Genomic DNA, 26,803 nt, shown 5'->3' on the forward strand with positions numbered 1-26,803 from the left:
GTGAGCTTGATGGTTTGGTCCATCCTATGGGGCCGGTGCCGCTCCCCGTGAAACGGTCGGCCCGGGGCGTGACACGTCCTACGGGACGACCTGGCCGGAGGGCTGGTCGAGGGCGACCTCGGCGGCGATGTCGGCGGGGCGGCGCCAGCCGTGCTCGCCGCGGGCCAGGAGCCAGGCGGTCGCCTCGGCGGGCGGCATCGCGGCGGCGACCAGCCAGCCCTGGACCGCGTCGCAGCCCAGGTCGCGGAGGCGCTCCCAGGTCTCGTCGTCCTCCACGCCCTCGGCGACGACGAGGAGGCCGAGGGAGTGGGCGAGGTCGAGGGTGCAGCGGACGATCTCGGCGTCCTCGGTGTCGACGGCGAGCCGGGCGACGAAGGAACGGTCGATCTTCAGTTCGCTGACGGGCAGCCGGCGCAGGTGGACGAGGGAGGAGTAGCCCGTGCCGAAGTCGTCGAGGGACATCTTGACGCCGTGGCCGGTGAGGCCGTTGAGCGTGTCGGCGGCCCGCTGGGGGTCCTCCAGGAGCACGTGCTCGGTTATCTCCAGCTGGAGGGCGCCGGCCGGGACGCCGTGGCGGGCGAGGCGGGCGGCGACGGCACCCGCGAAGCCGGGGGTGTGGACGTCGCGCGGCGAGACGTTGACGGCGACCGGGACGTTGAGGCCCTGGCTGCGCCAGCGGGCGACCTGGGCGAGGGCGGTCTCCAGGACGTACTCGGTGAGGTGGGGCATCAGGCCGGAGGACTCGGCGATGGCGATGAACTCGTCCGGCGGAACCTTCCCGCGCTCCGGGTGGACCCAGCGGACGAGCGCCTCCAGGCCCGCGACCTGGCCGTCGAAGCGGACCTTGGGCTGGTAGTGGAGTTCGACCTCGCCCGCGTCGAGGGCGCGGCGCAGGTCGCCGAGGAGGCCGAGCCGGTCGGGGGTGTTGGAGTCGCGCTTGGACTCGTAGACCTCGACGCCCGTGCGGTCCCGCTTGGCCTGGTACATGGCGACGTCGGCGCGGCGCAGCAGGCCCTCGGCGTCGAGGGCGTGGTCGGGGAAGACGGCGACGCCCGCGCTGGCCTCCAGGACGAGGGTGAGTCCGTCGAGGTCGAGCGGGGAGGAGAGTTCGGCGACGAGGTGGCGGGCGACGCGCTGGGCGCTGGTGGTGGAGTCGGCCGTGGGCAGCAGGACGGCGAACTCGTCGCCGCCGAGCCGGGCGGCCTCGGCGCCGTGGGGCAGGGCGAGGCGGAGCCGTTCCGCGATCTGGAGGAGCAGCCGGTCGCCGGCGAGGTGTCCGAGGGTGTCGTTGACCGACCGGAAGCGGTCGAGGTCGATCAGGACGAGGGCGGCGCGGGCGCCTTCGCCCTCGGCCTCCTCCAGGGCGGTCCAGGCCCGCTCCAGGAGCCACTGGCGGTTGGGGAGTCCGGTCAGGGGGTCGCGCAGCTGTTCCTCGGCGCGGGCCCGGGCGATCCAGAGGGTGGAGTCGAGGGCGATGAGGGGGAACGCGAAGAGGGGCAGGAGGACGGGCCGGGTGGCGGCGACGACGCAGATGAGCGGGGCGATGCCGAGCAGGGCGACGGCGACGAGCCCCTGCCGGAGGAGGGCGGTGCGGGCGATGGTGGGCAGTCCGCGGCCCTGGGGCGCGAGCGTGTACCACAGCAGGATCCGGGTCACCACGAGGTAGGCCGCCGCGGCGAGGACGACTTCCGGGAGGTCCCCGATGGTCCAGTCGAGGGGCTGCCAGGGCTCCTCGACGGTCGGTACGTCTCCGAAGACGGCGAGGACGAGGGCGGCGGCGCCGACCCCGAGGACGTCGGCGGCGCCGTGCAGCAGGCCCTGTCGCCAGCGGTGCCGGCGGGCGGCGCCGACGAGGGCGACGACGGTCAGCGAGACGAGTCCGGCGGGCACCCAGCCGTACAGCAGGAGCACGGCGAGGGTGAGGGCGGCGCCGGAGCCCGTGCCGCCCCACCAGCGGTCGCGCCCGAGCGCGACCAGGTGACCGACGATGAGGCCGGTGAGGACGGCGAGGGACCAGCCCGCGGCGCCGCCGGGGAAGAGTCCGTGTCCGGTGCTCAGGGCCCGCTGGAGGCCGGCGACGAGCACGACGGCGGCGAGGCCCACCACGGCTGCGGGCAGCCGGGAGGTGAGGCCCGTGGGGACCACACGGCCGAACGGCCGTGGGGCCGGGGCGACGCTCTCGGTCGGTTCCATTCCCGTCCCTCTCACAAGCAGCGGTGCCGTCGGTGTGTGATGGGCCGCGCTCGCGCGGCCGTCCGGCGTCGGGCCGTCCGCCATGCGGCCGCCACCGGGCGGCCGTTCCTCATGCCACTGGGCCGTTCGTCCTGGCGCGCACGACCGGCAGCCCTCGCGCGGACGTGCGGGACAGGACGCACGGTCACCACAGTAGGCCGCCGAGGGCTCCGACGGGCAGCGCTCTCCCTCTCTTGCCCGAATGCGACCCGGCCACCCGTAACGATCTGGTATGCGCCGAACGGGTGACCTTTCGCGGGGCCGGCGGAGGCTACTCGGCGACCGGTACCGCGGCCTCGCGAGCGGCTTCGGGACCTTGTTCGAGCAGGACCGAGAAGCCTTCCTCGTCCAGAACCGGAACCTTCAGCTGCATCGCCTTGTCGTACTTCGAACCAGGGTTTTCGCCGACGACCACAAAGGCGGTCTTCTTTGAAACGGAACCGGTGACCTTCGCTCCGAGGCTCTGGAGGGACTCTTTTGCGCCATCCCTGGTGAACTTCTCCAGGGTGCCGGTCACGACGACCGTGAGACCTTCCAGCGGACGCGGCCCCACTTCCTCCCCGGCGCCCTCGTCCTCCAGCGACACCCCGGCGGCGCGCCACTTCCGCACGATCTCGCGGTGCCACTCCTCGGCGAACCACTGCTTCACGGCGGTCGCGATGATCCCGCCGACGCCGTCGACGGCTGCCAGTTCCTCCTCGCTCGCCTGCTCGATCCGCTCCAGGGAGCGGAACTCACGGGCCAGCGCCTCGGCCGCGACGGGCCCCACGTGCCGGATCGACAGGCCGTTGATGAAACGGGCGAGCGGCCGCGCCTTGGCCGCCGCGATGTTCTCCAGCATCGACAGGGCGTTCTTCTTCGGCTCGCCCTTCTGGTTGGCGAAGACCGTGACGATCTTCTCCTCGCCCGTCTTCGGGTCCCGCTTGGGCAGCCCGCTGTCCGGGTCCAGGACGTACGCCTTGATCGGCAGCAGCTGCTCGATGGTGAGGTCGAAGAGGTCGCCCTCGTCCACGAGCGGCGGCTCGGCCGGCTCCAGGGGGCGGGTCAGGGCCGCCGCGGCGACCGCGCCGAAGTTCTCGATGTCCAGGCACTGGCGCCCGGCGAGGAAGAAGAGCCGCTCGCGCAGCTGGGCCGGGCACGTCTGCGCGTTCGGGCAGCGGAGGTCGATGTCGCCCTCCTTCATCGGCTTCAGCGGCGTCCCGCACTCCGGGCACTCGGCGGGCATCACGAACTCCCGCTCGCTGCCGTCCCGCAGGTCGGCGACGGGCCCGAGGATCTCGGGGATCACGTCACCGGCCTTGCGCAGCACGACCGTGTCGCCGATCAGCACGCCCTTGGCCTTCACCACCTCCTGGTTGTGGAGGGTGGCGAACTCGACCTCGGAGCCGGCCACGGTCACCGGCTCCACCTGCGCGTACGGCGTGACGCGCCCGGTGCGGCCGACGCCGACCTTGATGTCGACCAGCTTGGTGTTGACCTCCTCCGGCGCGTACTTCCAGGCGATGGCCCAGCGGGGCGCGCGCGCCGTGGAGCCGAGCCGGCCCTGGAGCGGGATCTCGTCGAGCTTGACGACGACCCCGTCGATCTCGTGCTCGACGGAGTGGCGGTTCTCGCCGAAGTACGCGATGAACTCCCGCACCCCGTCCAGCGAGTCGACCACGCGGTTGTGCCGGGCGGTCGGCAGGCCCCACTCGTGCAGCAGCTCGTACGTCTGCGACAGCCGGGAGATGTCGAAGCCCCCGCGGGCGCCGATGCCGTGCACCACCATGTGGAGCGGGCGGGAGGCGGTGACCTTGGGGTCCTTCTGGCGCAGCGAACCGGCGGCCGCGTTGCGCGGGTTGGCGAAGGGCTTGTCCCCCGCCTCCACCAGGCGGGCGTTGAGCGCCTCGAAGCCCTCCATCGGGAAGTAGACCTCGCCGCGGATCTCGACGAGGTCCGGGACGCGGTCGCCGCGCAGCCGGTCGGGGATGTCGGCGATCGTCCGGACGTTGGGCGTGATGTCCTCGCCGGTGCGGCCGTCGCCGCGGGTCGCGGCGCGGGTCAGCCGCCCGTGCTCGTACGTGAGGTTCACGGCGAGGCCGTCGACCTTGAGCTCGCACAGGTAGTGGAAGTCGGGGGTGCCGACGTCCCGCGCGACCCGCTCGGCCCAGGTGGCGAGCTCCTCGTCGTCGAAGGCGTTGTCGAGGGAGAGCATGCGCTCCCGGTGCTCGACGGAGGTGAAGTCCGTCTCGTACTGCCCGGCGACCTTCTGGGTCGGCGAGTCGGGCGTCCGGAGCTCCGGGTACTCCTCCTCCAGCGCCTCCAGCGAGCGCAGGAGCTTGTCGAACTCGCCGTCGCTGATGACCGGCTGGTCCTTCACGTAGTACCGGAAGCGGTGCTCCTCGACCCGCTCCGCAAGGTCGGCGTGCTTCTCCCGTGCCTCGGCGGGCAGGGCCCCCTGTTCGACTGCCACCTTCGTCCGTCCTCCCGTGCCTCGAAACCCGGTCACTCTGGGTTGTCCGCGAGCGATCTCGCCGCCCGGGCGCAGTGGGCGAGGGCCGCGCGGGCATAGGCGGGCGAAGCGCCCGCGAGCCCGCACGTGGGGGTGACGACCACGGACTCCGCGAGAGTCCCCGGATTCAGCCCCAGCCTGCGCCACAGCGTCCTGACACCCATGACGCTACCGCCCGGGTCCGACAACGGGCCGTCGGTGGACGGCACCACACCGGTGAAGAGCTTCGTGCCGGCCTCCACGGCCTCGCCGATCGACTCCTCGTCACGTTCGGTGAGGAGTCCGAAGTCGAACGAGACCCCGGTGACGCCGGCCCGGCGCAGCAGCGCGAAGGGGACGTCGGGGGCGCAGGAGTGGACGACCACCGGCCCGTCGTGGGCCGCGATCACGTCCCGCAGGGCGCTCTCCACGACCTGCCGGTCGACGGCCCGGTAGGTGCGGTAGCCGCTGGCGGTACGGACGTGTCCGCGCAGCACCGCCGTGAGCGAGGGCTCGTCGAGCTGGAGGACGATCCGGGCCCCGGGGACGCGCCTGGCCAGCTCCGCGAGGTGGGCGCGGAGCCCCTCCGCGAGGGAGCCGACCAGGTCGCGGCAGGCGCCCGCGTCACCGAGGGCCGCCTCGCCGCCGCGCAGCTCCAGGGCCGCGGCGAGCGTCCACGGGCCGACGGCCTGGACCTTGAGCGGGCCCTCGTACCCCTGGGTGAACTCCTCCAGGGCGTCCAGGTCCTCGCCGAGCCAGGAGCGGGCCCGCTTGGTGTCCCGGCCGGGCCGGTCGCTGATCCGCCAGCCGCTCGGCTCGACGTGCGCGTACAGGTCGACGAGCATCCCGATGGTCCGGCCGATCATGTCGGCGCCGGGCCCCCGCGCCGGCAGCTCCGCCAGGAAGGGGAAGTCCTCGAAGGAGCCGGCGACCGTCTTCGCGGCCTCGCGGGCGTCGCCGCCGGGCATGGACCCGACACCGGTGGCGGGGCCGAAGGGCCTCGTACCGCCCTTGTCTGCTTCGTCGCTCACGCCTATCGCCCCGGACGGACGGTCAGGTCGTTGATCTCGGCGTCGCGCGGCAGGTCGATCGCGGTGATGATCGCCGTCGCGACCGACTCCGGGTCGATCCACTTCGACGCGTCGTACTCCTTGCCCTCCTGCTGGTGCACCTTCGCCTGCATGGGGCTCGCGGTGCGGCCCGGGTAGACGGAGGTGACCCGCACGCCGTTGGCGTGCTCCTCGTGGCGCAGGGAGTCCGCGAGGGCCTTGAGCCCGTGCTTGGAGGCGGCGTACGCGCTCCACTCGGCGTGGGCGGCGAGCCCGGCGCCCGAGTTCACGAAGACGACGTGGCCCTGGGAGACCCGCAGCTGGGGCAGGAGGTGCCGGGTCAGCTCGGCCGGGGCGACGAGGTTGACGTTGAGCTGGTGGTGCCAGGTCTTCGGGGTGAGGTCCCCGACCGGACCGAGGTCGACGACGCCCGCGATGTGCAGCAGGCTGTCCACCCGCTCGGGCATGGTCTGGTGCGAGAAGGCCCAGGACAGCCGGTCCGGGTCGGCCAGGTCCCCGACGAGCGTCCGGGCGCCCGGGAACTGCGCGGCGAGCTCCTTGGCGCGGCCCGCGTCGCGCGCGTGCAGCACGAGCTCGTCCCCGCGCGCGTGGAGGCGGCGCGCGACGGCCGCGCCGATGCCGGAGCCGGCTCCGGTGATCACATGTGTAGCCATGGGAGCCATGCTCCCATCAGCGAGCGCCGCTGCCCGCCCCCAGGCTCTCCTCCAGGTACGCGAGGGCCGTCGGGCCGTCCTCCGCGAAGAAGACGAGGTCGGTGAGCGGGAGCGGCAGGAAGCCCTCGTCGTCCATGCGGCGGAGCTGGATCTTCAGGCCGTCGTAGAAGCCCGCCGTGTTGAGCAGGACCACCGGCTTGGTGTGCTTGCCGTGCTTCTTCAGCTCCAGGATCTCGGTGGCCTCGTCGAGGGTCCCGATGCCGCCGGCCATGACCACGATCGCGTCGGACTTCGCCAGGAGGAGCGCCTTGCGCTCGGCCAGGTCGCGGGCGACGACCATCTCGTCCGTGCTCGGGTGGGCCTTGTGCTGGAGGAAGTCGACGGAGACGCCGACGAGCCGGCCGCCCGCCCCCCGGACGCCGTCCGCGACGACCCCCATGAGTCCCGCGTCGGAGCCGCCCCAGACGAGGGTGTGACCGGCCTTGCCGAGGCGCTCGGCGAAGTCGCGGGCGGGGACGGTGTAGCGGTCGTCGAGGTCGGCGGCGGAGAGGAAGACGCAGATGTTCATGCGCTCCACCGTAGGGGGTGACCAGCGGCTTCGAAGATTCTTCGGGAATTCCCTCCGCGCGACGATGAGTTCCGGGGGCGGGCCCGGTCTGCACTGCCATGGACGAGGTGAAGACCACGCTGGGCAGGGTCGGGGGACGGGTCGTGTCGCGGGACGGGACGACGATCGCGTACGAGCGGTACGGGGACGGGGCGGGGCCGCCGCTGGTCCTGGTGAGCGGGGCCCTGGGCACGGCCGCGAGCGAGCGGCCCCTCGCCGAGCTCCTCGCCCGTCGCTTCTCGGTCGTGGCGTACGACCGGCGGGGGCGCGGCGGGAGCGGCGACACGGGGCCGTACGCGGTGGAGCGGGAGATCGAGGACCTGGCCGCGGTGGCCGGGGAGGCCGGCAGCGGCGCGGCCCTGCACGGGGTGGGCACGGGGGGCGCCCTGGCGCTCGCCGCGGTGGCCGCCGGGCTCTCGGCCGGGCCGGTGTCGGTGTACGAGCCGCCGTACTCGGCGGAGGCCGCCGCGCGGCACGGCCGGGCCGCGGAGCTGCTCGGGCGGGGGCAGCGGGGCGCGGCCCTCGACCTGTTCCTCGCGGATTCGGGCGTACCGGCGGAGGCGTGGCCGGGCGGGGACGCGTTGGCGTCGACCCTCGCGTACGACCACGCCGTCCTCGGCGACGGGACGGTGCCGGAGCGGCGGCTCGCCGGGGTCCACGCGCGCGTGCTGGTCGTCGACGGGGGCGCGAGTCCGGTGTGGGCGCGCCGGGCGGCCCGTGCGCTGACGGCGGCGCTCCCCCGCGCCCGCCACCGGACCCTGACGGGCCAGACGCACGAGGTGGCCCCGCACGTCCTGGCGCCGGTCCTTGAGGAGTTCCTGGCGGAGGAGCGGGAGACGAGCGAGGCCGCGTAGGGCCTCCGCCCGGCTGACCCGCTACGCGGGCGTGGGCTCGGTCGTGCGGCGGGTGGTGGTGGCGATCGTGGCCGAGCCGACGACGCGCGTCCCGTCGTAGAGCACGATCGCCTGGCCGGGGGCGACGCCGCGGACCGGCTCGGCGAAGGTGACGGTGAGCTCGCCGTCGGCCAGGGCGGCCGTCACCTCGGTCTCGCCGCCGTGGGCACGCAGCTGGGCCGTGTAGCGGCCGGGGCCCTCGGGGGCCGTGCCGCACCAGCGGGGCTTGATCGCGGTGAGGGCGGTGACGTCCAGGGCCTCGACGGGGCCGACCGTCACCGTGTTGTTCACGGGCGAGATGTCGAGGACGTAGCGGGGCTTGCCGTCGGCGGCCGGGTGGCCGATCCGCAGGCCCTTGCGCTGGCCGATCGTGAAGCCGTAGGCACCCTCGTGGGTGCCTACCTTGGTGCCGGCCTCGTCGACGATGTCGCCCTCCGCCTTGCCCAGGCGGGAGGCGAGGAAGCCCTGGGTGTCGCCGTCGGCGATGAAGCAGATGTCGTGGCTGTCGGGCTTCTTCGCGACCGCGAGCCCGCGCCGCTCGGCCTCCGCCCGGATCTCGTCCTTGGTGGTGAGGGTGTCGCCGAGCGGGAACATGGCGTGCGCGAGCTGCTTCTCGTCGAGCACCCCGAGGACGTACGACTGGTCCTTCGCCATGTCGGAGGCCCGGTGGAGCTCACGCGTGCCGTCCTCGTTCAGGACGACCGTCGCGTAGTGGCCGGTGCAGACGGCGTCGAAGCCGAGGGCGAGGGCCTTGTCGAGCAGCGCCGCGAACTTGATCTTCTCGTTGCAGCGGAGGCAGGGGTTGGGCGTGCGGCCCGCCTCGTACTCGGCGACGAAGTCGTCGACGACGTCCTCGCGGAACCGCTCGGCCAGGTCCCACACGTAGAACGGGATGCCGATGACGTCGGCGGCCCGGCGCGCGTCGCGCGAGTCCTCGATCGTGCAGCAGCCGCGCGCTCCGGTACGGAACGACTGCGGGTTCGCGGAGAGCGCGAGGTGCACGCCGGTGACGTCGTGGCCCGCCTCGGCGGCCCGGGCGGCGGCGACGGCGGAGTCCACACCGCCGGACATTGCGGCAAGTACCCGGAGGGGCTGGGTGCGGGGGCGCGGGGGCGAAGTCTCAGTCATAGCCCTACCAGGGTACGGGGCCCGGGAACCAAGGTCGCGGGAGTAAGCGTTCTCTGGTGCATGGGGAGCAGGGGAAGCGGTTCGGACAGGCGGGTGGGGCGGCGGGCCGTGCTGCTCGGCGGCGGGGTCGCCGTGCTGGGCACGGCGGCGCTGGCCAGGGACGAGTTGGCGCGCGCGTGGTGGCGGCTGCCGGGGATGGAGAAGAAGCGGGTCGAGGGCGAGCTCGACCACAAGGGCGCCGAGTGGACGTCGGCGGCGCGGGCGAACTGGCGGCGGGCCGACCGGCCGGACGACTACGGCATAGACCGGGTCGTGATCCATGTCGTGCAGGGCAGCTACGCGACCGCGCTGAAGGTCTTCAAGAACCCGGGGCACGGGGCGGCCGCGCACTACGTGGTCCGCAAGGACGGCCATGTGGCGCAGATGATCCGCGAGCTCGACGTCGGGTTCCACGCGGGGAACCGCGACATGAACGAGCGGAGCATCGGCATCGAGCACGAGGGCTTCGTCGACCGGCCGCAGGACTTCACGGCGGCGATGTACGCGGGGTCGGCGCGGCTGACGGCCGACATCTGCGCGCGGTACGGGATACCGGTGGACCGGGAGCACATCATCGGGCACGTGGAGGTCGAGGGCACCGACCACACCGACCCCGGTCCGCACTGGGACTGGGACCGCTATCTGCGCCTCGTGCGCGAGGCGCCGAAGAAGCCGGTGTGACGGTCGGCCCCGGCCGTGATCCGTCGGACAGGCCCTAGCTGAGGCCCGCGGTCCTCGCCCGCTCCACGGCCGGGCCGATGGCCTCGGCGACCGCCGTCACGTCCTCCTCGGTGGAGGTGTGGCCCAGGGAGAAGCGCAGGGTGCCCCGGGCGAGGTCCGGGTCGGTGCCGGTGGCGAGCAGGACGTGGCTGGGCTGGGCGATGCCGGCGGTGCAGGCGGAGCCGGTGGAGCAGGCGATGCCGGCGGCGTCGAGCAGCAGGAGAAGGGAGTCGCCCTCGCAGCCCGGGAAGGTGAAGTGGGCGTTGGCGGGGAGCCGCTCGTCGGGGTCGCCGCCGAGGATCGCGTCGGGGACGACCGTGCGGACGGCGGTGACGAGCTCGTCGCGCAGGGCGCCGACCTCGCGGGCGAACTCCTCGCGGCGCTCGGTGGCGAGCCGGGCGGCGACGGCGAAGGAGGCGACGGCGGGCACGTCGAGGGTGCCGGAGCGGACGTGCCGCTCCTGGCCGCCGCCGTGCAGGACGGGTACGGGCGTGTACTCGCGGCCGAGGAGCAGGGCGCCGATCCCGTACGGGCCGCCGATCTTGTGGCTGGAGACGGTCATCGCGGCGAGACCGGAGGCGGCGAAGTCGACGGGGACCTGGCCGACGGCCTGGACGGCGTCGGCGTGCAGGGGGACGCCGAACTCGGCGGCGGCGTCGGCGAGTCCGCGGACCGGCATGACCGTGCCGATCTCGTTGTTCGCCCACATGACGGTGGCGAGGGCGACGGACCCGGGGTCGCGGGCGATGGCCTCGCGCAGGGCCTCGGGGTGGACGCGGCCGTAGCGGTCGACGGGGAGGTACTCGACGTCGGCGCCCTCGTGCGTGGCGAGCCAGTCGACGGCGTCGAGCACGGCGTGGTGCTCGACCGGGCTGGCGAGGACGCGGGTGCGGCGCGGGTCGGCGTCGCGGCGGGACCAGTAGAGGCCCTTCACGGCGAGGTTGTCGGCCTCGGTGCCGCCGGAGGTGAGGACGACCTCGCTGGGCCGCGCGCCGAGCGCGGCGGCGAGCGTCTCGCGCCCCTCCTCGACGGTCCGCCGGGCGCGCCGTCCGGGGGCGTGGAGGGAGGAGGCATTGCCCGTGACGGCGAGGTGGGCGGTCATCGCCTCGATCGCCTCGGGCAGCATCGGCGTGGTCGCGGCGTGGTCGAGGTAAGCCATGGTGGGTCGATTCTACGAGTCCACCGCGGCGGCCCCGGCGCCTGGCCGGTTTACGCCCTCGTTCAGGCCGGGGGCCGGGGACTTCCGTCCTCGGATCCGGCCTGAACGGCAAGAACCCTCGGTCGCGCGGGGTGCGGGCCGGTGGTCAGCCGCGGGGGGCGCGGGCCAGTTGGCGGGACTGGGCCACCAGCCGGTCGGCGCTGTCCCAGACCTCGGCGTCCTCCTCCAGGAAGCCCCCGGCGAGGTTGCGGGTGGTGATCGAGACGCGCAGGGGGCCGGGGGCCGGGCGGCAGCGGATGTGGGTGGTGAGCTCCACGGTCGGGGTCCAGCCCTTGAGGCCGAGCTCGAAGGAGGTCGGCGGCAGCGCGTCGACCGTGAGCAGCAGGGAGAGCGCGTCCGGCGCGCGGCCGTCGGCGAGGCCGAACCAGGCCCGCATCTCGCCCTTGCCGGACGGGGCGCCGACGGCCCAGCCCACGCAGGCCGGGTCGAGGCGGAGGTCCAGGCGGTCGGCGATGGCGGAGGAGCCGGGGATCCTCGGGGCCGGGTTGTCGGCGGCGCTGAAGCAGTTCTCGATCGCGGCCATCGCGGGCGGCGTCGCGGTGGTGCGGACGTCGTCGGGGAGGGCGTCGAGGTCTCCGTACGAGGCGAGGACGCGGATGCGCTCGACCTCGGTGCCGTCCTCGGCGTACTGGAAGAGCGAGGCCTGCCCGGTGGAGAGGGTCCGGCCGGTACGGACGGTCTCCGTCCGGATCACCGCGGGGCCTGGCACGGACGGCGTGAGGTAGTGCGCCGAGATCGTGAACGGGTCGGAGTGCGGGAGGTGGTCACCGAGGGCGCGGCCGAGCAGGGCGAGGAGGTAGCCGCCGTTGACGGCCTGGATGATCGTCCAGCCGGCGGAGAGGTCGGCGTCGTAGACACCGGGAGTCCGGAGGGTGACGGCGGTGTCGCGGTCGAACTCGCTCGCGGCGGCGACGGCGGTCGTCGCGGCGGCGGTCGTCTCGGTGCTCGTGCTCATGCTTCCGACGGTACCGCAGCTCATTACTGAGCGGTAGCTTTTTCGGGCTCCTCGCGCGCGGACGAGCGGCGGTTCCAGGCGCGGGGCGCGCGCCAGTGGTAGCGCATCGCGAGGAGCCGGAGGACGAAGGCCGTGAGGACGGCGGCGCTGCTGGTGAAGGCGTTGAGCATGTCGAAGCGGATGCAGAGGACGACCATCGTGGCTCCGACGATCGCGGGGACGGCGTACAGGTCGCGGTCCCAGCGGAGCAGGGACGGCACCTCGTTGGCGAGCACGTCGCGCAGGACGCCGCCGCCGACGGCTGTCGCGAGCCCGAGCGCGGCGGAGGAGGTGAGGCCGAGGCCGTAGTCGTACGCCTTCGTCGTGCCGGTCACGCAGAAGAGGCCGAGGCCCGCGGCGTCGAAGACGTTGACGGCGGTCTGGGTCCGCTCGACCTCCGGGTGGAGGAAGAAGACGAGGACGGTCGCGACCAGCGGCATGACGAAGTAGCCGAGGTCGGTGAAGGCGGCGGGGGGTACGGCGCCGATGATCAGGTCGCGGAGGAGACCGCCGCCGAGGGCGGTGACCTCGGCGAGGACGGCGATGCCGAAGACGTCGAAGTTCTTGCGGACGGCGAGGAGGGCGCCGGAGATGGCGAAGACGAAGATGCCGACGAGGTCCAGGGCGTGCTGGACATCGGGGCTGAACAGATCGTGGAGCACCGCCCAATTGTGCCGGTTGCCGTCGCATGGGCGGGCCGCGCCGGGCGGCACGGCCGCACGGCGGTGGGCAAGGCGTGCGCGAGCCGGGCCGGCGGGCGGCACGCCGGAGGCCCCTGCCGCGGGTGTGCGGCAGGGGCCTCCTGGTGTCACGCCTTCGGCGACTCGTCGCCCTCGGTCGACGGCTCGGCCGTCTCGGCCTCGGACTCGACCTCGACCTCGGACTCGGACTCGGACTCGGACTCGGACTCGGCCGCAGCCTTCGGCTTCGGCTTCGCGATCTCGACCGACTCCCGGGCCACCGGGATCGTCAGCGAGTCCGCGTTCTCCGGGTGGTGGCAGGCCACTCGCTGGCCCGGGCGGAGTTCCACGAGCGGGGGCTCCTGGGTCCTGCAGACCTCCGTCGCCTTCCAGCAGCGGGTGTTGAAGCGGCAGCCCGGCGGCGGGGCGATCGGGGACGGGACGTCGCCGGTGAGCAGGATGCGCTCGCTCTTGGCGCCCCGGCGGCGCGGGTCCGGGATCGGGACCGCGGACATCAGGGCCCGGGTGTACGGGTGCATCGGGTTCTCGTACAGGGACTTGCGGTCCGCGAGCTCGACGATCTTGCCGAGGTACATCACCGCGATGCGGTCCGAGACGTGCCGGATGACCGAGAGGTCGTGCGCGATGATCACGTACGTGAGGCCGAGCTCCTGCTGGAGGTCGTCCAGCAGGTTGACCACCTGGGCCTGGATGGAGACGTCCAGAGCCGACACCGGCTCGTCCGCCACGACCAGCTTCGGCTTCAGGGCCAGGGCGCGGGCGATGCCGATGCGCTGGCGCTGACCACCCGAGAACTCGTGCGGGTAGCGGTTGTAGTGCTCGGGGTTGAGGCCCACCAGACCCAGGAGGCGCTGGACCTCCTTGCGCACGCCGCCCTCGGGCTCGACGCCCTGGAGCTTGAACGGGGCGGAGACGATCGTGCCGACCGTGTGGCGCGGGTTCAGCGAGCCGTACGGGTCCTGGAAGATCATCTGGATGTCGCGGCGGAACGGGCGCATCCCGCCGACTCCCAGGTGGGAGATGTCCTTGCCCTGGAACTCGACCGTGCCGCCGGTCGGTTCGAGCAGCCGCGTGATGAGCCGGCCCATCGTGGACTTGCCGCAGCCGGACTCGCCGACGACGCCGAGCGTCTCACCGGGCAGGACCTCGAAGTCGATCCCGTCGACCGCCTTGACCGCACCGGCCTGACGCTGGAGAAGCCCCTTCTTGATGGGGAAGTGCTTCTTCAGGCCGGTGACCTTGAGGAGGGGTTCCATGGTCTCGCTCACAGTTTCGGCGCAATCTCTTCGGTCCAGATCCGGGTGCGCTCCTCCTGCGGCATGTGACAGGCCGAGAAGTGGCGGTCGCCGGCGAGGGCCAGCTCGGGCCGCTGGGTGCGCGTGATGCCGCCCTTGGGGACGTCCGCGTACGGGCAGCGGGGGTTGAAGGCGCAGCCGCTCGGGATGTTGATCAGGCTGGGCGGGTTGCCCTTGACCGGGATGAGCCGCTCGGTCTGCTCGCGGTCGATCCTCGGCATCGAGCCGAGCAGACCCCAGGTGTAGGGGTGCTGCGGCTCGTAGAAGACCTGCTCGGCCGGCCCGCGCTCGACGCAGCGCCCGCCGTACATCACGAGGATGTCGTCGGCGAGCTCGGCGACGACGCCGAGGTCGTGGGTGATGATGACGACCGCCGAGCCGAACTCCTTCTGGAGGTCCCGCATCAGGTCGAGGATCTGCGCCTGCACCGTCACGTCGAGCGCGGTGGTCGGCTCGTCCGCGATGAGCAGTTCGGGGTTGTTGACGAGCGCCATGGCGATCATCGCGCGCTGGCGCATGCCGCCGGAGAACTCGTGCGGGTAGTTGTCGAACCGCTTGGCCGGCTCGGGGATGCCGACCCGGTCGAGGAGTTCGACGGCCCGCCGCTTCGCGGTCTTCTTGTCGACGGGGTGGTGGACCCGGTACGCCTCCACGATCTGGTGGCCGACCGTGTAGTACGGGTGCATCGCGGACAGCGGATCCTGGAAGATCATCGCCATCTCGCGGCCGCGCATCCGGCGGACCTCGTCGGGGTCGGCGGAGAGCAGCTCGCGGCCGTTCAGCCAGATCTCGCCGGAGATCCGCGCCTTCTGGCGGCCGTACTGGCCGACGGTGTGCAGACCCATGATGCCGAGCGAGGTCACCGACTTGCCGGAGCCGGACTCGCCCACGATGCCGAGGGTCTTGCCCTTCTCCAGCTGGAAGCTGAGGCCGTCGACCGACTTGACCAGACCGTCGTCGGTCGGGAAGTGGATCTTCAGGTCGCGTACGTCGAGGAAGGCGTCGGACGGGGCGCCCGAGGACACGACCGGCTCTCCGGGCGCCGCGCCCGTCTTCGTCAGCTTGTCGGTCATGCGAGCCTCACTCGGGGGTCGATCACCGCGTACAGGAGGTCCACGACGAGGTTGGCGACGACCACACAGGCGGCGGTGATGAGGGTGACGGCCAGGATCAGCGGCAGGTCACGCTCGCTCACGCCCTTGATGGCCAGGCCGCCGAGGCCGTGGAGGCTGAACGCGGTCTCGGTCAGGATCGCGCCGCCGACGAGGGCGCCGAGGTCCATGCCGAAGATGGTCAGGATGGGGGTCATGGTGGAGCGCATCGCGTGCTTGCCGAGCACGACGGGCTCCGGCAGACCCTTGGCCCGTGCGGTACGGATGTAGTCCTCGCCGAGGACCTCCAGCATGGTGGCGCGGGTGAGCCGCGCGTACATCGCCGCGTACAGGAAGGCGAGGGTCACCCAGGGCAGCAGCAGGCCGCCGAACCAGCCGGTGAAGGACTCCGTGATCGGCGTGTACGAGGCGTCGACCCACTGGAGCTGGGTGCGGAAGACGAGCATCGCCAGCATGGCGGTGAAGAAGATGGGGAGCGAGACGCCCGCGAGCGCGGTGATCATCGCCGCCCGGTCGATGATCGTGCCGCGCTTGAGCGCGGAGATCACACCGGTGGAGACACCCAGGACAAGCCACAGCACCGCGGCGCCGATGACCATGGAGAGGGTGACGGGGAAGGCGTCGACCACCATCGTCCACACCTCTTGCTCGGTGCGGAACGAGTAGCCGAGACAGGGCATCGCGCAGTGGATGGTGTCGCCACCGCCCGTGTAGTCCCGGCCGACGAAGATGCCGGAGACGAAGTGCCAGAACTGAACCAGGATCGGCTCGTCCAGGCCCAGCTTCTGACGGATGCCCTCAATGGAAGCCGGATCCGCCTGCTTGCCGACGAACATCGCGGCAGGGTCGCTGCCGGTCATCTTGGGGATGAGGAAGAAGATGCTGAGCGTCACGAGCGTGACGACGAGCAGCATCACGACGACTGCGAAGAGTCGTCGGACTATGTATGCAAGCATGCGGTCGGCCGGTCGGCGGCCGGGGGACCCGATCGGGTCCCCCGGCCGCCGCCTTCGGCCATCACCTGCCCTTCGGACCTGGCGGCGGGTGGTGCGCCGGTGGAGCGGGTCGGATTACTTGACGACGCCGAGCGACGCGTAGTCGTAGCGGCCGTTGTAGGCGTCCGCCGTGTAGACGTTGGTCAGCCGGGAGCTGCGCCAGATGATGTTCTTCTCGTGGGTGAAGGGCAGGTAGACCGCGGCCTCCGAGACCTTCGTGTTGATCTGCTTGTAGAGCTCGCCGGCCTTGTCGGGGTCGGTCTCCTTCAGCGCCTGGTCGAAGAGGCCGTTGATGGCCTTGTCGTTCAGCTCGGAGAAGTTGTTGTTACCGCTCTTGAGGATGAAGCGGCCGTCGACCAGCGGCTGGAGGAAGCCCTGGCCGGTCGGGAAGTCGGCGCCCCAGCCCATGATGATGATGCCGTAGCCCTTGTCCTTGACGACCTTCGGCGAACCGATGATGCCGGACGTCTGGGCGCCGTCGAACAGGTCGATCTGGGCGTCGATGCCGACCTTCAGCAGCGACTGCTGGAGGGACTCGGCGGTCGCGATCTCGACCTTCTTGTTGTTGCGGACCGCGATCGTGGTCTTGAAGCCGTTCGGCTTGCCGCACTTCTTCAGGGCGTCCTTCGCCTTGGCGAGGTCCGGCGCGCCGCTGAGCTTGCCGTACGGGTCGGCCTTCGCGTCGGCGCCCTTGAGCGCCGGCGGCAGCATGTTGGTGGCGATGTCGCCACCGCCCTGCGGGCCACCACGGGCGGTCTGCAGCGACTTGGAGTCGGCCGCGTAGATGATGGCCTTGCGGCACTCGACGTTGGGGATCACCGTCTGCGGGAAGACCGCGTAGCGGATGAAGCCCGTCTGCGGGTTGTCGACGTTGCCCTTGTGCTGCTGGAGCACCTTCTGGCGCGCGGCGGCGCCGACGCCCGTCGCGTTGATGTCGAGGTCGTACTCGCCCTCGACGAGGCGGTTGTCCATGTCGTCGGCGTTCGTGGTGAACGTGACGCTGATCTTGTCCGGCAGGGCCTTGCGGACGGTGTCCGTCTTGGCGTCCCACTTGTCGTTGCGGACAAGCTTGATGGACTTGTTCGGGGTGTACGACTCCCACTTGTACGGACCGGAGGAGAAGGGCTTCAGCTGGTACTTCGCCTTGGTGTCCTTGTCCTGGCGGACCGGGGACGCGGCGGGCATGGCCAGCATCTGCAGGAAGTCACCGTTGGCGACCGGCAGCTTGAAGATGATGGTCTTGTCGTCCGGGGTCTCGATCGCCTTCAGGCCGAGCTTGTCCGGGGTGGTGTCCTTGTACGGGCCCTTGTACTCGTTCTTGGGGTCGAGGACCTGCTGGAGGTAGATCGGGCCGCCGGAGATGACGTCCTGGGCCCAGATGCGCTCGATGCCGTACTTGATGTCCTTGGAGGTGATCGGCTTGCCGTCCTCCCAGGTCACCCCGTCCTTCAGCGTGAAGGTGTAGGTGAGGCCGTCGGCCGAGACCTTGCCGGCGTCGGTCGCGAGGTCCGGGACGAGCTCGGTGGAGGCGGCGCCCGGCTCGGCCTTGAAGGTGACCAGCTGGCGGGTGTAGTAGCGGGCGAAGTCCCACACGAAGCCGTAGTAACCGCGCTGCGGGTCCCACGAGTCGGCCTCCTGCGAGCCGATGAACTTCAGCTCGCCGCCCTTCTTGTCCGAGGGGTTCGCGACCTTGTTGACGGCGGCGTTGAAGCCGGCCGTGCCCTTCGGGCCCTTGTCGCCCGTCTTGCTGCCACCGTCACCGCCGCACGCCGTGGTGACGACCATCGTGGCCGCCGCCAGCAGTGCGCCCGCGGCGATTCTGCGCCTCTGAGAGCTCATCAGAGTCATGGGTCTCGCAACCTCCGGAGTAGTGACGGCCGTCATGTCGGTCCGCCGTTGGGGGATGAGCCTCCTGTCGCCAGCGGCAGGGGCGGGTCTTGGGTGTCGTCGGTGAGCGGTCAGCGGGAGCCCTTCGGGTCGAGCGCGTCACGCACGCCGTCGCCGAAGAGGTTGAACGCCAGGACGGTGATGAAGATCGCGAGGCCGGGGATCACCATGAACACGGGGTCCGCCTCGTAGGTGGTGATGGCCGTCGACAGCATCTGGCCCCAGGAAGCCGTGGGCGGCTTCACACCCGCACCGAGGAAGCTGAGCGCCGCTTCGGTGAGGATGTTGGTGGGGATCATGAGCGTCGCGTAGACCATGATCGGGGCGATCAGGTTGGGCAGCAGCTCGCGACGCAGGATGTAGAGACGGCCGGCACCCAGGCTCTGGGCGGCCTCGATGTACTCGCGGTTGCGCAGCGAGAGGGTCTGGCCGCGGACGATGCGGCCGACGTACGGCCAGCCGAAGAAGCCGATCACGAGCACCAGGGCGGCGATGCGCACGCCCGAACCGTCGAGGCCGAGGAGCTCGTTGGGCAGCACCGAGACCAGGGCGATCGTGAAGAGCAGCTGCGGGAAGGCGAGCATGACGTCCATGACGCGGCTGAGGGCGGCGTCGATCCAGCCGCCGAAGTAGCCCGCGATGATGCCGAGGACGGTGCCGAGGACGACCGCGAAGACCGCCGCGAGGAAGGCGACGAGCAGCGAGATCCGGGCGCCGTAGACGATCCGGCTGAAGACGTCGCGGCCGTTGACCGGCTCGACGCCCAGCAGGTATTCGGAGCTGATGCCGCCCCACGACCCGATCGGCGTACCGAAGAGCGGGTCGATCTGGTCCTCGTGGAACTCGTTCGGCGGGTGGCCGAGGAGACCGACGATGGCCGGGGCGAAGATCGCGACCAGGATGAGGAAGACGACGACGAAGGCGCCCGCGAGGGCGAGTTTGTCGCGCTTGAGGCGGGTCCAGGCGATCTGCCAGGGCGAGCGGCCCTGGATGGCCTTGGCGGAGGTGCCGGAGTTGTCCGGTGTGCCGGGAGCGTCGGGCGCGCCGACGACGGTGGCGGTCGACTCGCCCGCACTCGTCTCGTGCAGTGGTGCCGTCATCGTGGTGAGGACCCCTCTCGGCCGCCGGTAGCCGGCCCTTGCCCGCCGCGGGTAGCGGCTCGGTGGAACAACCTGCTGGGCACCGGCTCGAAAGGAGCCGAACGCCCTGTGTTCCGGGGAGTCTTCAATGCGTTTGCGATCACCCGCCAGCCCTGACGGGGAATGTTTGCTCAAACGTGATGCGGTGCTGCGACTTCCGTTATCCGGACGTCGTGATCACCTGAGCGGACCATCTCGGGCGCTCTTCCCCCCAATCGGACATGTCGCACAACTAGGCGTTCGAGGTGCGGTATTGGGGCGAACAACGGCCTCCGGAGAGGACTCCGGAGGCCGTCGAGGTGTGAGGCGAGAAGGGTGGCGTCTCAGTATCCGGACGGGGCCGGAGGCGGGTAGCCGTAGCCCGGCGCGGGGGCGGATCCGCGGCCCGCGTGCGCCTCGCGGTCGTAGAAGGGGCGCGCGTGGGCGCTCAGCCAGAGGGCCACCGGGTCGTACGCGTCGGAGAGCGCGACCGTCGAGACGGGCAGCCCGTCGGGGACGGCGGAGATCGACTGGCGCATCATCGCGCGGACGGAGTCGACGGCGGCCGCGGAGGTGTCGTACAGGTCGAGTCCGACGGCGAGGTACGGGGAGCCGAGCGCGGGCTGCACCCAGCCGCGGCGCAGCGAGCGGACGGCCGGGGTGCGGTGCGCGTTCTGCGTGAGCAGGGCGTAGAACTGCGGGATCTCCAGCGCGGGCTCGCTGACGCGCAGCGGCCCGGCGGGCATCCGGTCGAGCCCGGTGGCGATGCGGCGCAGGTCGGCCCAGGGGATGCCGACGCCGCCGCCGGGAGCGTGCGGATTGAGCCAGATGCCCCAGCGGTCGGGGTAGAGGGCGCGGGCCATCTCGCGGCCGGTGACGAGCTCGTGGGCGCGGTTCCAGCCGGAGGCGGCGAGCTCCTGGGCGGAGGTGACGCAGGGCGCGTAGCCGAAGCCGTCGACCTCCATGTTCCCGTACTGGGCGTCGGGAGAGCCGGGCGAGCCCTGCCAGAGCAGCATCCAGACCTCGCCGTCGGCCAGGGCGTGCAGCAGCCTCTCGTACGCGTCGTAGCGTCCGGGTGCCACCTGGCGCAGCATGTGCTCGACCCCTCCGGTCGCAGCGGTGCTCGACGCGCTCACCCTGGGTCCCGCCCCTCTTCCGTTCACCACGTCCGGCCGGCCGCTGATTCGGTTCGGCCGCGCTCGGTCCAGTTCAGTTCAGCTTAAACAGGGTGCCGCTCACCCGGCGGCGCGCTGGTAGAAGGGGCGTACCCGCTCCAGCATCCAGTCGCCGACCGGATCCTGCGCCATGTCGAGCAGGATGAGGTTGACCGGCCAGGCGGCCTCGACACGGCCGAGGGCGCGGCCGAGGGCGTCCAGGGGTGCGTTGCGGTCGACGCCGTCCCAGGCGACGAGCTGGACGCCGATGAAGAGGGCGGGTTCGGTGCCCTCGACGCTCGCGAGGGCGCGGCGGGCGGTGGCGACGACTCCGGTGGCCTCGAACTCGGTGGAGGCGGCGGCGAGGAAGTCGACGGGGTCGTCCTGCCAGTCGGGCTCGAAGAGCCGGACGCGGCCGCCGCTGGCGGGGCCGTCGAGCGGGGTGCGGCCGACGCGGCAGAGTTCCGCGACGGCGGGCGGGGGCAGCGGGACGCCGACGGTGCCGCCGGGGTTCACGGCGATGCCGAGCTGCGGGGGCAGGCCGCGGGCGAAGTCGCGGGCGGGGGCGACGGTGTAGGACATGTGGGTGCCGACACAGGCGAGGAACTGCTGCTCGGAGCTGAAGACGGGGACGAAGGCCGCGCCGTCGATCTCCATGGTGGCGAGGTCCAGGTCGGAGCTCTCGGTGCTGCCGCCGTTGGGCAGGGGCACCCAGACCGGGCTGCGGCCCAGCACCTCGACCAGTCGGCCCCCTGCCGCGGGGTTGCCGAGCGAGGCGGCCAGCACCTCTTCGAGCTCGTTGCCCGGCCACGTCACGTCCACGGTCCCTCTTCCCCATGTCTCGCGGGTTGCGCGCCCTCCCGCGCCGCCCCGCAGCACCCTAACGCCGCCCTGACACCGCCGTGGCCAAAAGCAGGGGGTACGAGTGAGGGACGGCCCACACACGGCGCCCGGGGACGCCCCTCGGACCGCACCGATGGCGGTCCTCAGGCGGCCGCGTTGCGGAAGCCAATCTTCCGCAGGGCGTCCGCGGAGTCCCGGTCGAGGAGGGTCGCCGAGGCGCAGCCGTGCGGCAGGCTGCCCGACTCGGCGGCCTTCAGCATCCGGCCGACGGCCCGCCGGTGCCGGGCGAAGGCGTACGCGGAGACTCCGCGGCCCCGGGCGCGCTGGCCGTCCCGTGCGGTGTCCGGGGTGACGTCGAGCAGGATCAGGTGCAGGGCCGCGCCGCGGCGCCGCGCCTCGCGGGCGAGCCATCCGCGCACCCAGGACTGGGTGCCGCAGTCGTGCACGATCACGCTCGCGCCGGAGCGCAGGGCGCGGCGCAGCCCGGCGTAGTGCGCGATCCGGACCAGGGGGCGGTAGACCGCGTACGGCAGGAGGCGCGGCATGCGGGCCTCCCAGCGCTCGCGGGCGTCCTGGGAGTCGATGCCCCGGCCGTCGGCGGCGCGCTTCATGAGGGTGGACTTGCCGCTGCCGGGCAGCCCGGAGACGACGACGAGGTCGCCGACCGCGAAGGTGAGGCCCCGGGGCCCCCGGCCGCCGCGCTCGCGCAGGTCCCGCAGGATCCGGCCACGGCGGCGGCGCGTCCCGCTCCCCGCCCTGGTGCGGGCCCGGGCGCGCTGGGGCGGTATGCCGGTACTCGTCGCGTATGCGCCGGTGTGCTGGATCCTCATCGCTGCTCCCCCTGCCGGGCCTCAGGAGACCCTTGCCCACAAAGTGTAAAGAAGCGGTAATGAGATACAAGTGATGTGCCACGCGGAGGACGCGTGCAATGATGTGCGCGCCAGGCGCGCACAGTCGCCACACAACCTCATACCGGCCGCTCGAATCCGCGCGGGAGAGTTCCGGACCGCCCCAGGCGTCCGGACGCCGAAGGAGCAAGACCCTCCCTTGAATCTCTCAGGCCCCGTACCGCGTGGATGAGGCAGATCTGAAAAGCGGGACACCCTTCCGTGTCCCCACCCAAGGTGCAAGCCGATCTCTCGTCGACGAGATGCTCTCGGTGAACCTCTCAGGTTCCATGACAGATGGGGAGGACGTCCTCGCCCGTCATGTGTTTCGTCACCGAACCGCCCTTGGGATCCGGGAGCCACCCCATGAGCACTGCCCCCCGTCTGACCGCCCTCGATGCGCTGCATCGTTCGCTGGGCGCGACCATGACCGACTTCGCGGGCTGGGACATGCCGCTGCGCTACGCCAGCGAGCGGGACGAGCACGTCGCCGTCCGGACCAAGGCGGGCCTCTTCGACCTCTCCCACATGGGCGAGATCACCGTCACCGGTCCGCAGGCCGTGGAGCTCCTCGACCACGCCCTCGTCGGCAACATCTCCACGGTGGGCGTGGGCCGCGCCCGCTACACGATGATCTGCCAGGAGGACGGCGGCATCCTCGACGACCTGATCGTCTACCGCCTCGGCGAGACGGAGTACATGGTCGTCGCCAACGCCTCCAACGCGCAGATCGTCCTGGACGCGCTCGTGGCCCGCTCCGAGGGCTTCGACGCCGAGGTCCGCGACGACCGTGACGCGTACGCCCTGATCGCGGTACAGGGCCCGGAGTCCCCCGGCATCCTGAAGCAGCTCACCGACGCCGACCTGGACGGCCTGAAGTACTACGCCGGCCTCCCCGGCACCGTCGCGGGCGTCCCGGCCCTCATCGCCCGTACCGGCTACACCGGCGAGGACGGCTTCGAGCTCTTCCTGAAGCCCGAGCACGCCGAGGGCGTCTGGAAGGCGCTGACCGAGGCGGGCGCCCCGGTCGGTCTGATCCCCTGCGGCCTGTCCTGCCGCGACACGCTCCGCCTGGAGGCGGGCATGCCGCTGTACGGCCACGAGCTGACGACCGCCCTCACCCCCTTCGACGCCGGTCTCGGCCGGGTCGTCAAGTTCGAGAAGACGACCAACGACGGCCGCTTCGTCGGCCGCGAGGCGCTCGAGAAGGCCGCCGAGCGAGCCGAGACCGCCCCGCCGCGCAAGCTCGTCGGCCTGGTCGCCGAGGGCCGCCGGGTCCCGCGCGCCGGTTTCTCCGTCGTCAAGGACGGTGTCGTGATCGGCGAGGTGACCTCGGGCGCCCCGTCCCCGACGCTCGGTAAGCCGATCGCGATCGCGTACGTGGACGCGGCGCACGCCGCGCCGGGCACCGAGGGTGTAGGTGTGGACATCCGCGGCACCCACGAGCCCTACGAGGTCGTGGCGCTGCCGTTCTACAAGCGCCAGAAGTGACGCAGTCGTCTCACCCCGGGTCTCACCCCGCGAGACCCGCGTTCATCAGTACCCCCCCGATCCAGGAGAATCAGGTCATGAGCAACCCCCAGCAGCTGCGCTACACCAAGGAGCACGAGTGGCTGTCGGCCGCCGAGGACGGCGTCGCGACGGTCGGCATCACGGAGTTCGCGGCCAACGCGCTCGGTGACGTCGTCTACGCCCAGCTCCCCGAGGTCGGCTCGACCGTCACCGCGGGCGAGACCTGTGGCGAGCTGGAGTCGACGAAGTCCGTGAGCGACCTGTACTCCCCCGTCACGGGTGAGGTCGTCGCCGCCAACCAGGACGTGGTGGACGACCCGTCGCTGGTGAACACGGCTCCGTTCGAGGGTGGCTGGCTGTTCAAGGTACGTGTCGCGGGCGAGCCGGACGAGCTGCTCTCCGCCGACGAGTACACCGCGTTCTCCGCCGGCTGAGACCGGGCCCGAGACCCCTAGGGATCGATTCATGTCGCTTCTGAACACTCCCCTCCACGAGCTGGACCCCGACGTCGCCGCCGCCGTCGACGCCGAGCTCCTTCGTCAGCAGTCCACCCTCGAGATGATCGCCTCGGAGAACTTCGCTCCGGTCGCGGTCATGGAGGCCCAGGGCTCCGTCCTCACCAACAAGTACGCCGAGGGCTACCCGGGCCGCCGCTACTACGGCGGCTGCGAGCACGTCGACGTGGCCGAGCAGATCGCGATCGACCGGGTCAAGGACCTGTTCGGCGCCGAGTACGCCAACGTCCAGCCGCACTCCGGCGCCTCCGCGAACCAGGCCGCCCTCTTCGCGATCGCCCAGCCGGGCGACACGATCCTGGGTCTGGACCTGGCGCACGGCGGCCACCTCACCCACGGCATGCGCCTGAACTTCTCCGGCAAGCAGTTCAACGTGGTCGCGTACCACGTGGACGAGGCCGGTCTGGTGGACATGGCCGAGGTCGAGCGCCTCGCCAAGGAGCACCGCCCGAAGGTCATCATCGCGGGCTGGTCCGCCTACCCGCGCCAGCTGGACTTCGCGGAGTTCCGCCGGATCGCCGACGAGGTCGAGGCGTACCTGTGGGTCGACATGGCCCACTTCGCGGGTCTGGTCGCGGCCGGTCTGCACCCGAACCCGGTCGAGTACGCGGACGTGGTGACCTCCACCACGCACAAGACGCTCGGCGGCCCCCGCGGCGGCATCATCCTCGCGAAGAAGGAGTTCGCGAAGAAGCTGAACTCCTCGGTCTTCCCCGGTTTCCAGGGCGGCCCGCTGGAGCACGTGATCGCGGCCAAGGCCGTCTCCTTCAAGGTCGCGGCCTCGGAGGACTTCAAGGAGCGCCAGCAGCGCACCCTGGACGGCGCCCGCATCCTCGCCGAGCGCCTGGTCCAGGACGACGTCACCGCGCACGGTGTCTCGGTCCTGTCCGGCGGCACGGACGTGCACCTGGTCCTCGTCGACCTGCGCAACTCGGAGCTCGACGGCCAGCAGGCCGAGGACCGTCTCCACGAGGTCGGCATCACGGTCAACCGGAACGCCGTTCCGAACGACCCGCGTCCGCCGATGGTCACCTCGGGTCTGCGCATCGGCACGCCGGCGCTCGCGACCCGCGGCTTCGGCACCGAGGACTTCACCGAGGTCGCCGACATCATCGCGGAGACCCTGAAGCCGGGCTTCGACGGCGACAAGGCCGAGGCCCTCAAGGCCCGGGTCACCGCGCTGGCCGACAAGCACCCGCTGTACCCCGGCCTGAAGTAATTTCGTACCCTTTTGTTCTGCGGCCCGTCCGCGGCCGTTCGTACGAAACCTCTGGGGCACCGCGCACACTGGACAGTGAGCGCGGTGCCCCGCCCCATGATCAACGTTTCTGCACCACCCCGGCAGACAACGGCGTCTAGCCCCCACAAGGAGTCCCCCGTGGCCATCTCGGTCTTCGACCTGTTCTCGATCGGCATCGGCCCGTCCAGCTCCCACACGGTGGGCCCGATGCGCGCGGCCCGGATGTTCGCCCGCCGCCTGAAGAACGAGGGCCTGCTCGCCCACACCGCGGCCATACGGGCGGAGCTGTACGGCTCCCTGGGCGCGACCGGCCACGGCCACGGCACCCCCAAGGCGGTGCTCCTCGGCCTGGAGGGCAGCTCGCCGCGCACGGTGGACGTCGAGACCGCGGACGACGAGGTCGAGCGCATCAAGTCGAGCGGCCGGATCAACCTCCTCGGCGCGCACGAGATCCCCTTCGACTTCGACGCCGACCTGATCCTGCACCGCCGCAAGGCGCTCCCGTACCACGCCAACGGGATGACGATCTTCGCGTACGACGCCGAGGGCGCGCTCGTCCTGGAGAAGACGTACTACTCGGTCGGCGGCGGCTTCGTCGTCGACGAGGACGCGGTCGCCGGCGAGAACCCGATCGTCCCGGACGACACCGTCCTGAAGTACCCCTTCCGCACCGGCGACGAGCTGCTGCGCCTCGCCAAGGAGACCGGCCTCTCGATCTCCTCGATGATGCTGGAGAACGAGAAGGCCTGGCGCACCGAGGACGAGATCCGCGCCGGCCTCCTGGAGATCTGGCGGGTCATGCAGGCCTGCGTCTCGCGCGGCATGTCCCGCGAGGGCATCCTGCCGGGCGGTCTGAAGGTGCGCCGGCGCGCCGCGAACACGGCCCGCAAGCTGCGCTCCGAGGGCGACCCGGCGGCGCTGGCGATGGAGTGGATCACCCTCTACGCGATGGCCGTGAACGAGGAGAACGCGGCGGGCGGCCGGGTGGTCACCGCCCCGACGAACGGCGCGGCCGGCATCATCCCGGCGGTCCTGCACTACTACACGAACTTCGTGCCCGGCGCCGACGAGGACGGCATCGTCCGCTTCATGCTCGCGGCCGGCGCGGTCGGCATGCTCTTCAAGGAGAACGCCTCCATCTCGGGCGCCGAGGTCGGCTGCCAGGGCGAGGTCGGCTCGGCCTGCTCGATGGCGGCGGGCGCGCTCGCCGAGGTCCTCGGCGGCACCCCGGAGCAGGTGGAGAACGCCGCCGAGATCGGCATGGAGCACAACCTGGGCCTGACCTGCGACCCGGTCGGCGGCCTCGTGCAGATCCCGTGCATCGAGCGGAACGGCATGGCGGCGGTCAAGGCGGTCACGGCCGCGAAGATGGCCATGCGCGGCGACGGCAGCCACCTGGTCTCCCTCGACAAGGTCATCAAGACCATGAAGGAGACGGGCGCGGACATGAGCGTCAAGTACAAGGAGACCGCGCGTGGCGGTCTCGCGGTGAACATCATCGAGTGCTGAGGCCTGCCCC

At 71.7% G+C, this 26,803-nt stretch carries 23 protein-coding genes and 1 riboswitch; of the genes, 6 read left to right on the top strand and 17 right to left on the bottom strand.

What is annotated here, in order from left to right:
- Positions 1 to 78: 78 nt before the first annotated feature.
- From DEJ46_RS11670 to DEJ46_RS11690, 5 genes are all read right to left on the bottom strand, one after another.
- Positions 79 to 2,193, bottom strand: a complete 2,115-nt coding sequence (locus tag DEJ46_RS11670; protein WP_150265820.1) for a putative bifunctional diguanylate cyclase/phosphodiesterase — start codon at positions 2,191 to 2,193, stop codon at positions 79 to 81.
- Between the two features lie 310 nt (positions 2,194 to 2,503).
- Positions 2,504 to 4,684 (bottom strand): NAD-dependent DNA ligase LigA, encoded by a 2,181-nt coding sequence (gene ligA, locus DEJ46_RS11675; RefSeq protein WP_150265822.1) that lies wholly within the window; start codon positions 4,682 to 4,684, stop codon positions 2,504 to 2,506.
- Between the two features lie 32 nt (positions 4,685 to 4,716).
- Positions 4,717 to 5,733, bottom strand: coding sequence for a methionine synthase (locus DEJ46_RS11680; protein WP_150265824.1), 1,017 nt, complete (start codon positions 5,731 to 5,733; stop codon positions 4,717 to 4,719).
- 2 nt (positions 5,734 to 5,735) lie between these two features.
- Positions 5,736 to 6,434, bottom strand: a complete 699-nt coding sequence (locus tag DEJ46_RS11685) for an SDR family oxidoreductase (protein ID WP_150265826.1) — start codon at positions 6,432 to 6,434, stop codon at positions 5,736 to 5,738.
- Between the two features lie 7 nt (positions 6,435 to 6,441).
- Complete coding sequence (locus DEJ46_RS11690; RefSeq protein ID WP_150265828.1) at positions 6,442 to 6,993, bottom strand: TIGR00730 family Rossman fold protein; 552 nt, start codon at positions 6,991 to 6,993, stop codon at positions 6,442 to 6,444.
- A 98-nt stretch (positions 6,994 to 7,091) separates the two neighbouring features.
- Here DEJ46_RS11690 and DEJ46_RS11695 point away from each other — a divergent pair, with 98 nt between their 5' ends.
- The gene (locus tag DEJ46_RS11695) at positions 7,092 to 7,886 is read left to right on the top strand and encodes an alpha/beta fold hydrolase (protein WP_150265830.1); all 795 of its coding nucleotides are present in this window, start codon (positions 7,092 to 7,094) and stop codon (positions 7,884 to 7,886) included.
- A gap of 21 nt (positions 7,887 to 7,907) precedes the next feature.
- Here DEJ46_RS11695 and mnmA read toward each other — a convergent pair whose 3' ends face one another.
- Positions 7,908 to 9,053 (bottom strand): tRNA 2-thiouridine(34) synthase MnmA, encoded by a 1,146-nt coding sequence (gene mnmA / locus DEJ46_RS11700; protein ID WP_150265832.1) that lies wholly within the window; start codon positions 9,051 to 9,053, stop codon positions 7,908 to 7,910.
- A 60-nt stretch (positions 9,054 to 9,113) separates the two neighbouring features.
- Between mnmA and DEJ46_RS11705 the strand changes: the two genes are divergently transcribed.
- Positions 9,114 to 9,773: an N-acetylmuramoyl-L-alanine amidase gene (locus tag DEJ46_RS11705; RefSeq protein WP_150265834.1), complete on the top strand. Its 660-nt coding sequence runs from the start codon at positions 9,114 to 9,116 to the stop codon at positions 9,771 to 9,773.
- A gap of 34 nt (positions 9,774 to 9,807) precedes the next feature.
- Here DEJ46_RS11705 and DEJ46_RS11710 read toward each other — a convergent pair whose 3' ends face one another.
- From DEJ46_RS11710 to DEJ46_RS11760, 11 genes are all read right to left on the bottom strand, one after another.
- Positions 9,808 to 10,971, bottom strand: coding sequence for a cysteine desulfurase family protein (locus DEJ46_RS11710; protein ID WP_150265836.1), 1,164 nt, complete (start codon positions 10,969 to 10,971; stop codon positions 9,808 to 9,810).
- 145 nt (positions 10,972 to 11,116) lie between these two features.
- Complete coding sequence (locus DEJ46_RS11715) at positions 11,117 to 11,986, bottom strand: thioesterase family protein (protein WP_150265838.1); 870 nt, start codon at positions 11,984 to 11,986, stop codon at positions 11,117 to 11,119.
- A gap of 23 nt (positions 11,987 to 12,009) precedes the next feature.
- Positions 12,010 to 12,687: a trimeric intracellular cation channel family protein gene (locus tag DEJ46_RS11720; RefSeq protein ID WP_150265839.1), complete on the bottom strand. Its 678-nt coding sequence runs from the start codon at positions 12,685 to 12,687 to the stop codon at positions 12,010 to 12,012.
- Positions 12,688 to 12,833: 146 nt separating this feature from the next.
- The gene (locus tag DEJ46_RS11725; protein ID WP_223835458.1) at positions 12,834 to 13,982 is read right to left on the bottom strand and encodes an ABC transporter ATP-binding protein; all 1,149 of its coding nucleotides are present in this window, start codon (positions 13,980 to 13,982) and stop codon (positions 12,834 to 12,836) included.
- Positions 13,983 to 13,990: 8 nt separating this feature from the next.
- Positions 13,991 to 15,094, bottom strand: coding sequence for an ABC transporter ATP-binding protein (locus DEJ46_RS11730; protein ID WP_150265843.1), 1,104 nt, complete (start codon positions 15,092 to 15,094; stop codon positions 13,991 to 13,993).
- A complete protein-coding gene (locus tag DEJ46_RS11735) occupies positions 15,091 to 16,089 on the bottom strand; it encodes an ABC transporter permease (protein ID WP_150265845.1) in 999 nt (332 codons plus the stop codon). Before DEJ46_RS11735 ends, DEJ46_RS11730 begins: the two co-directional genes overlap by 4 nt.
- Before the next feature lie 114 nt (positions 16,090 to 16,203).
- Positions 16,204 to 17,976 (bottom strand): ABC transporter substrate-binding protein, encoded by a 1,773-nt coding sequence (locus DEJ46_RS11740; RefSeq protein WP_190622589.1) that lies wholly within the window; start codon positions 17,974 to 17,976, stop codon positions 16,204 to 16,206.
- A gap of 110 nt (positions 17,977 to 18,086) precedes the next feature.
- A complete protein-coding gene (locus DEJ46_RS11745; RefSeq protein ID WP_150265847.1) occupies positions 18,087 to 19,115 on the bottom strand; it encodes an ABC transporter permease in 1,029 nt (342 codons plus the stop codon).
- 362 nt (positions 19,116 to 19,477) lie between these two features.
- Positions 19,478 to 20,269, bottom strand: coding sequence for an enhanced serine sensitivity protein SseB C-terminal domain-containing protein (locus DEJ46_RS11750; RefSeq protein ID WP_150265849.1), 792 nt, complete (start codon positions 20,267 to 20,269; stop codon positions 19,478 to 19,480).
- A 99-nt stretch (positions 20,270 to 20,368) separates the two neighbouring features.
- The gene (locus DEJ46_RS11755) at positions 20,369 to 21,109 is read right to left on the bottom strand and encodes an enhanced serine sensitivity protein SseB (RefSeq protein WP_150265851.1); all 741 of its coding nucleotides are present in this window, start codon (positions 21,107 to 21,109) and stop codon (positions 20,369 to 20,371) included.
- Between the two features lie 164 nt (positions 21,110 to 21,273).
- The gene (locus DEJ46_RS11760) at positions 21,274 to 21,960 is read right to left on the bottom strand and encodes an AAA family ATPase (protein ID WP_150265853.1); all 687 of its coding nucleotides are present in this window, start codon (positions 21,958 to 21,960) and stop codon (positions 21,274 to 21,276) included.
- A 151-nt stretch (positions 21,961 to 22,111) separates the two neighbouring features.
- Positions 22,112 to 22,211: riboswitch (glycine riboswitch) on the top strand.
- 172 nt (positions 22,212 to 22,383) lie between these two features.
- Here DEJ46_RS11760 and gcvT point away from each other — a divergent pair.
- From gcvT to DEJ46_RS11780, 4 genes are all read left to right on the top strand, one after another.
- A complete protein-coding gene (gcvT, locus tag DEJ46_RS11765) occupies positions 22,384 to 23,508 on the top strand; it encodes a glycine cleavage system aminomethyltransferase GcvT (RefSeq protein ID WP_150265855.1) in 1,125 nt (374 codons plus the stop codon).
- A 77-nt stretch (positions 23,509 to 23,585) separates the two neighbouring features.
- Positions 23,586 to 23,963: a glycine cleavage system protein GcvH gene (gene gcvH / locus DEJ46_RS11770; protein WP_150265857.1), complete on the top strand. Its 378-nt coding sequence runs from the start codon at positions 23,586 to 23,588 to the stop codon at positions 23,961 to 23,963.
- Positions 23,964 to 23,994: 31 nt separating this feature from the next.
- Positions 23,995 to 25,263 (top strand): serine hydroxymethyltransferase, encoded by a 1,269-nt coding sequence (gene glyA, locus DEJ46_RS11775; protein ID WP_150265859.1) that lies wholly within the window; start codon positions 23,995 to 23,997, stop codon positions 25,261 to 25,263.
- A gap of 159 nt (positions 25,264 to 25,422) precedes the next feature.
- Positions 25,423 to 26,793: an L-serine ammonia-lyase gene (locus DEJ46_RS11780; protein WP_150265861.1), complete on the top strand. Its 1,371-nt coding sequence runs from the start codon at positions 25,423 to 25,425 to the stop codon at positions 26,791 to 26,793.
- Positions 26,794 to 26,803 lie beyond the last annotated feature (10 nt).

Origin of the sequence: Streptomyces venezuelae, assembly GCF_008642375.1 — a bacterium.
Classification (GTDB): Bacteria; Actinomycetota; Actinomycetes; order Streptomycetales; family Streptomycetaceae; genus Streptomyces; species Streptomyces venezuelae_G.

What these genes read in the sequence shown, in the direction of transcription:
- DEJ46_RS11670 (WP_150265820.1), bottom strand. Translation starts at nt 2,193, where the DNA reads ATGGAACCGACCGAGAGCGTCGCCCCGGCCCCACGGCCGTTCGGCCGT.
- DEJ46_RS11685 (WP_150265826.1), bottom strand. Translation starts at nt 6,434, where the DNA reads ATGGCTCCCATGGCTACACATGTGATCACCGGAGCCGGCTCCGGCATC.
- DEJ46_RS11690 (WP_150265828.1), bottom strand. Translation starts at nt 6,993, where the DNA reads ATGAACATCTGCGTCTTCCTCTCCGCCGCCGACCTCGACGACCGCTAC.
- DEJ46_RS11695 (WP_150265830.1), top strand. Translation starts at nt 7,092, where the DNA reads ATGGACGAGGTGAAGACCACGCTGGGCAGGGTCGGGGGACGGGTCGTG.
- mnmA (WP_150265832.1), bottom strand. Translation starts at nt 9,053, where the DNA reads ATGACTGAGACTTCGCCCCCGCGCCCCCGCACCCAGCCCCTCCGGGTA.
- DEJ46_RS11705 (WP_150265834.1), top strand. Translation starts at nt 9,114, where the DNA reads ATGGGGAGCAGGGGAAGCGGTTCGGACAGGCGGGTGGGGCGGCGGGCC.
- DEJ46_RS11710 (WP_150265836.1), bottom strand. Translation starts at nt 10,971, where the DNA reads ATGGCTTACCTCGACCACGCCGCGACCACGCCGATGCTGCCCGAGGCG.
- DEJ46_RS11715 (WP_150265838.1), bottom strand. Translation starts at nt 11,986, where the DNA reads ATGAGCACGAGCACCGAGACGACCGCCGCCGCGACGACCGCCGTCGCC.
- DEJ46_RS11725 (WP_223835458.1), bottom strand. Translation starts at nt 13,982, where the DNA reads ATGGAACCCCTCCTCAAGGTCACCGGCCTGAAGAAGCACTTCCCCATC.
- DEJ46_RS11730 (WP_150265843.1), bottom strand. Translation starts at nt 15,094, where the DNA reads ATGACCGACAAGCTGACGAAGACGGGCGCGGCGCCCGGAGAGCCGGTC.
- DEJ46_RS11735 (WP_150265845.1), bottom strand. Translation starts at nt 16,089, where the DNA reads ATGCTTGCATACATAGTCCGACGACTCTTCGCAGTCGTCGTGATGCTG.
- DEJ46_RS11740 (WP_190622589.1), bottom strand. Translation starts at nt 17,976, where the DNA reads ATGACTCTGATGAGCTCTCAGAGGCGCAGAATCGCCGCGGGCGCACTG.
- DEJ46_RS11745 (WP_150265847.1), bottom strand. Translation starts at nt 19,115, where the DNA reads ATGACGGCACCACTGCACGAGACGAGTGCGGGCGAGTCGACCGCCACC.
- DEJ46_RS11760 (WP_150265853.1), bottom strand. Translation starts at nt 21,960, where the DNA reads ATGAGGATCCAGCACACCGGCGCATACGCGACGAGTACCGGCATACCG.
- gcvT (WP_150265855.1), top strand. Translation starts at nt 22,384, where the DNA reads ATGAGCACTGCCCCCCGTCTGACCGCCCTCGATGCGCTGCATCGTTCG.
- gcvH (WP_150265857.1), top strand. Translation starts at nt 23,586, where the DNA reads ATGAGCAACCCCCAGCAGCTGCGCTACACCAAGGAGCACGAGTGGCTG.
- glyA (WP_150265859.1), top strand. Translation starts at nt 23,995, where the DNA reads ATGTCGCTTCTGAACACTCCCCTCCACGAGCTGGACCCCGACGTCGCC.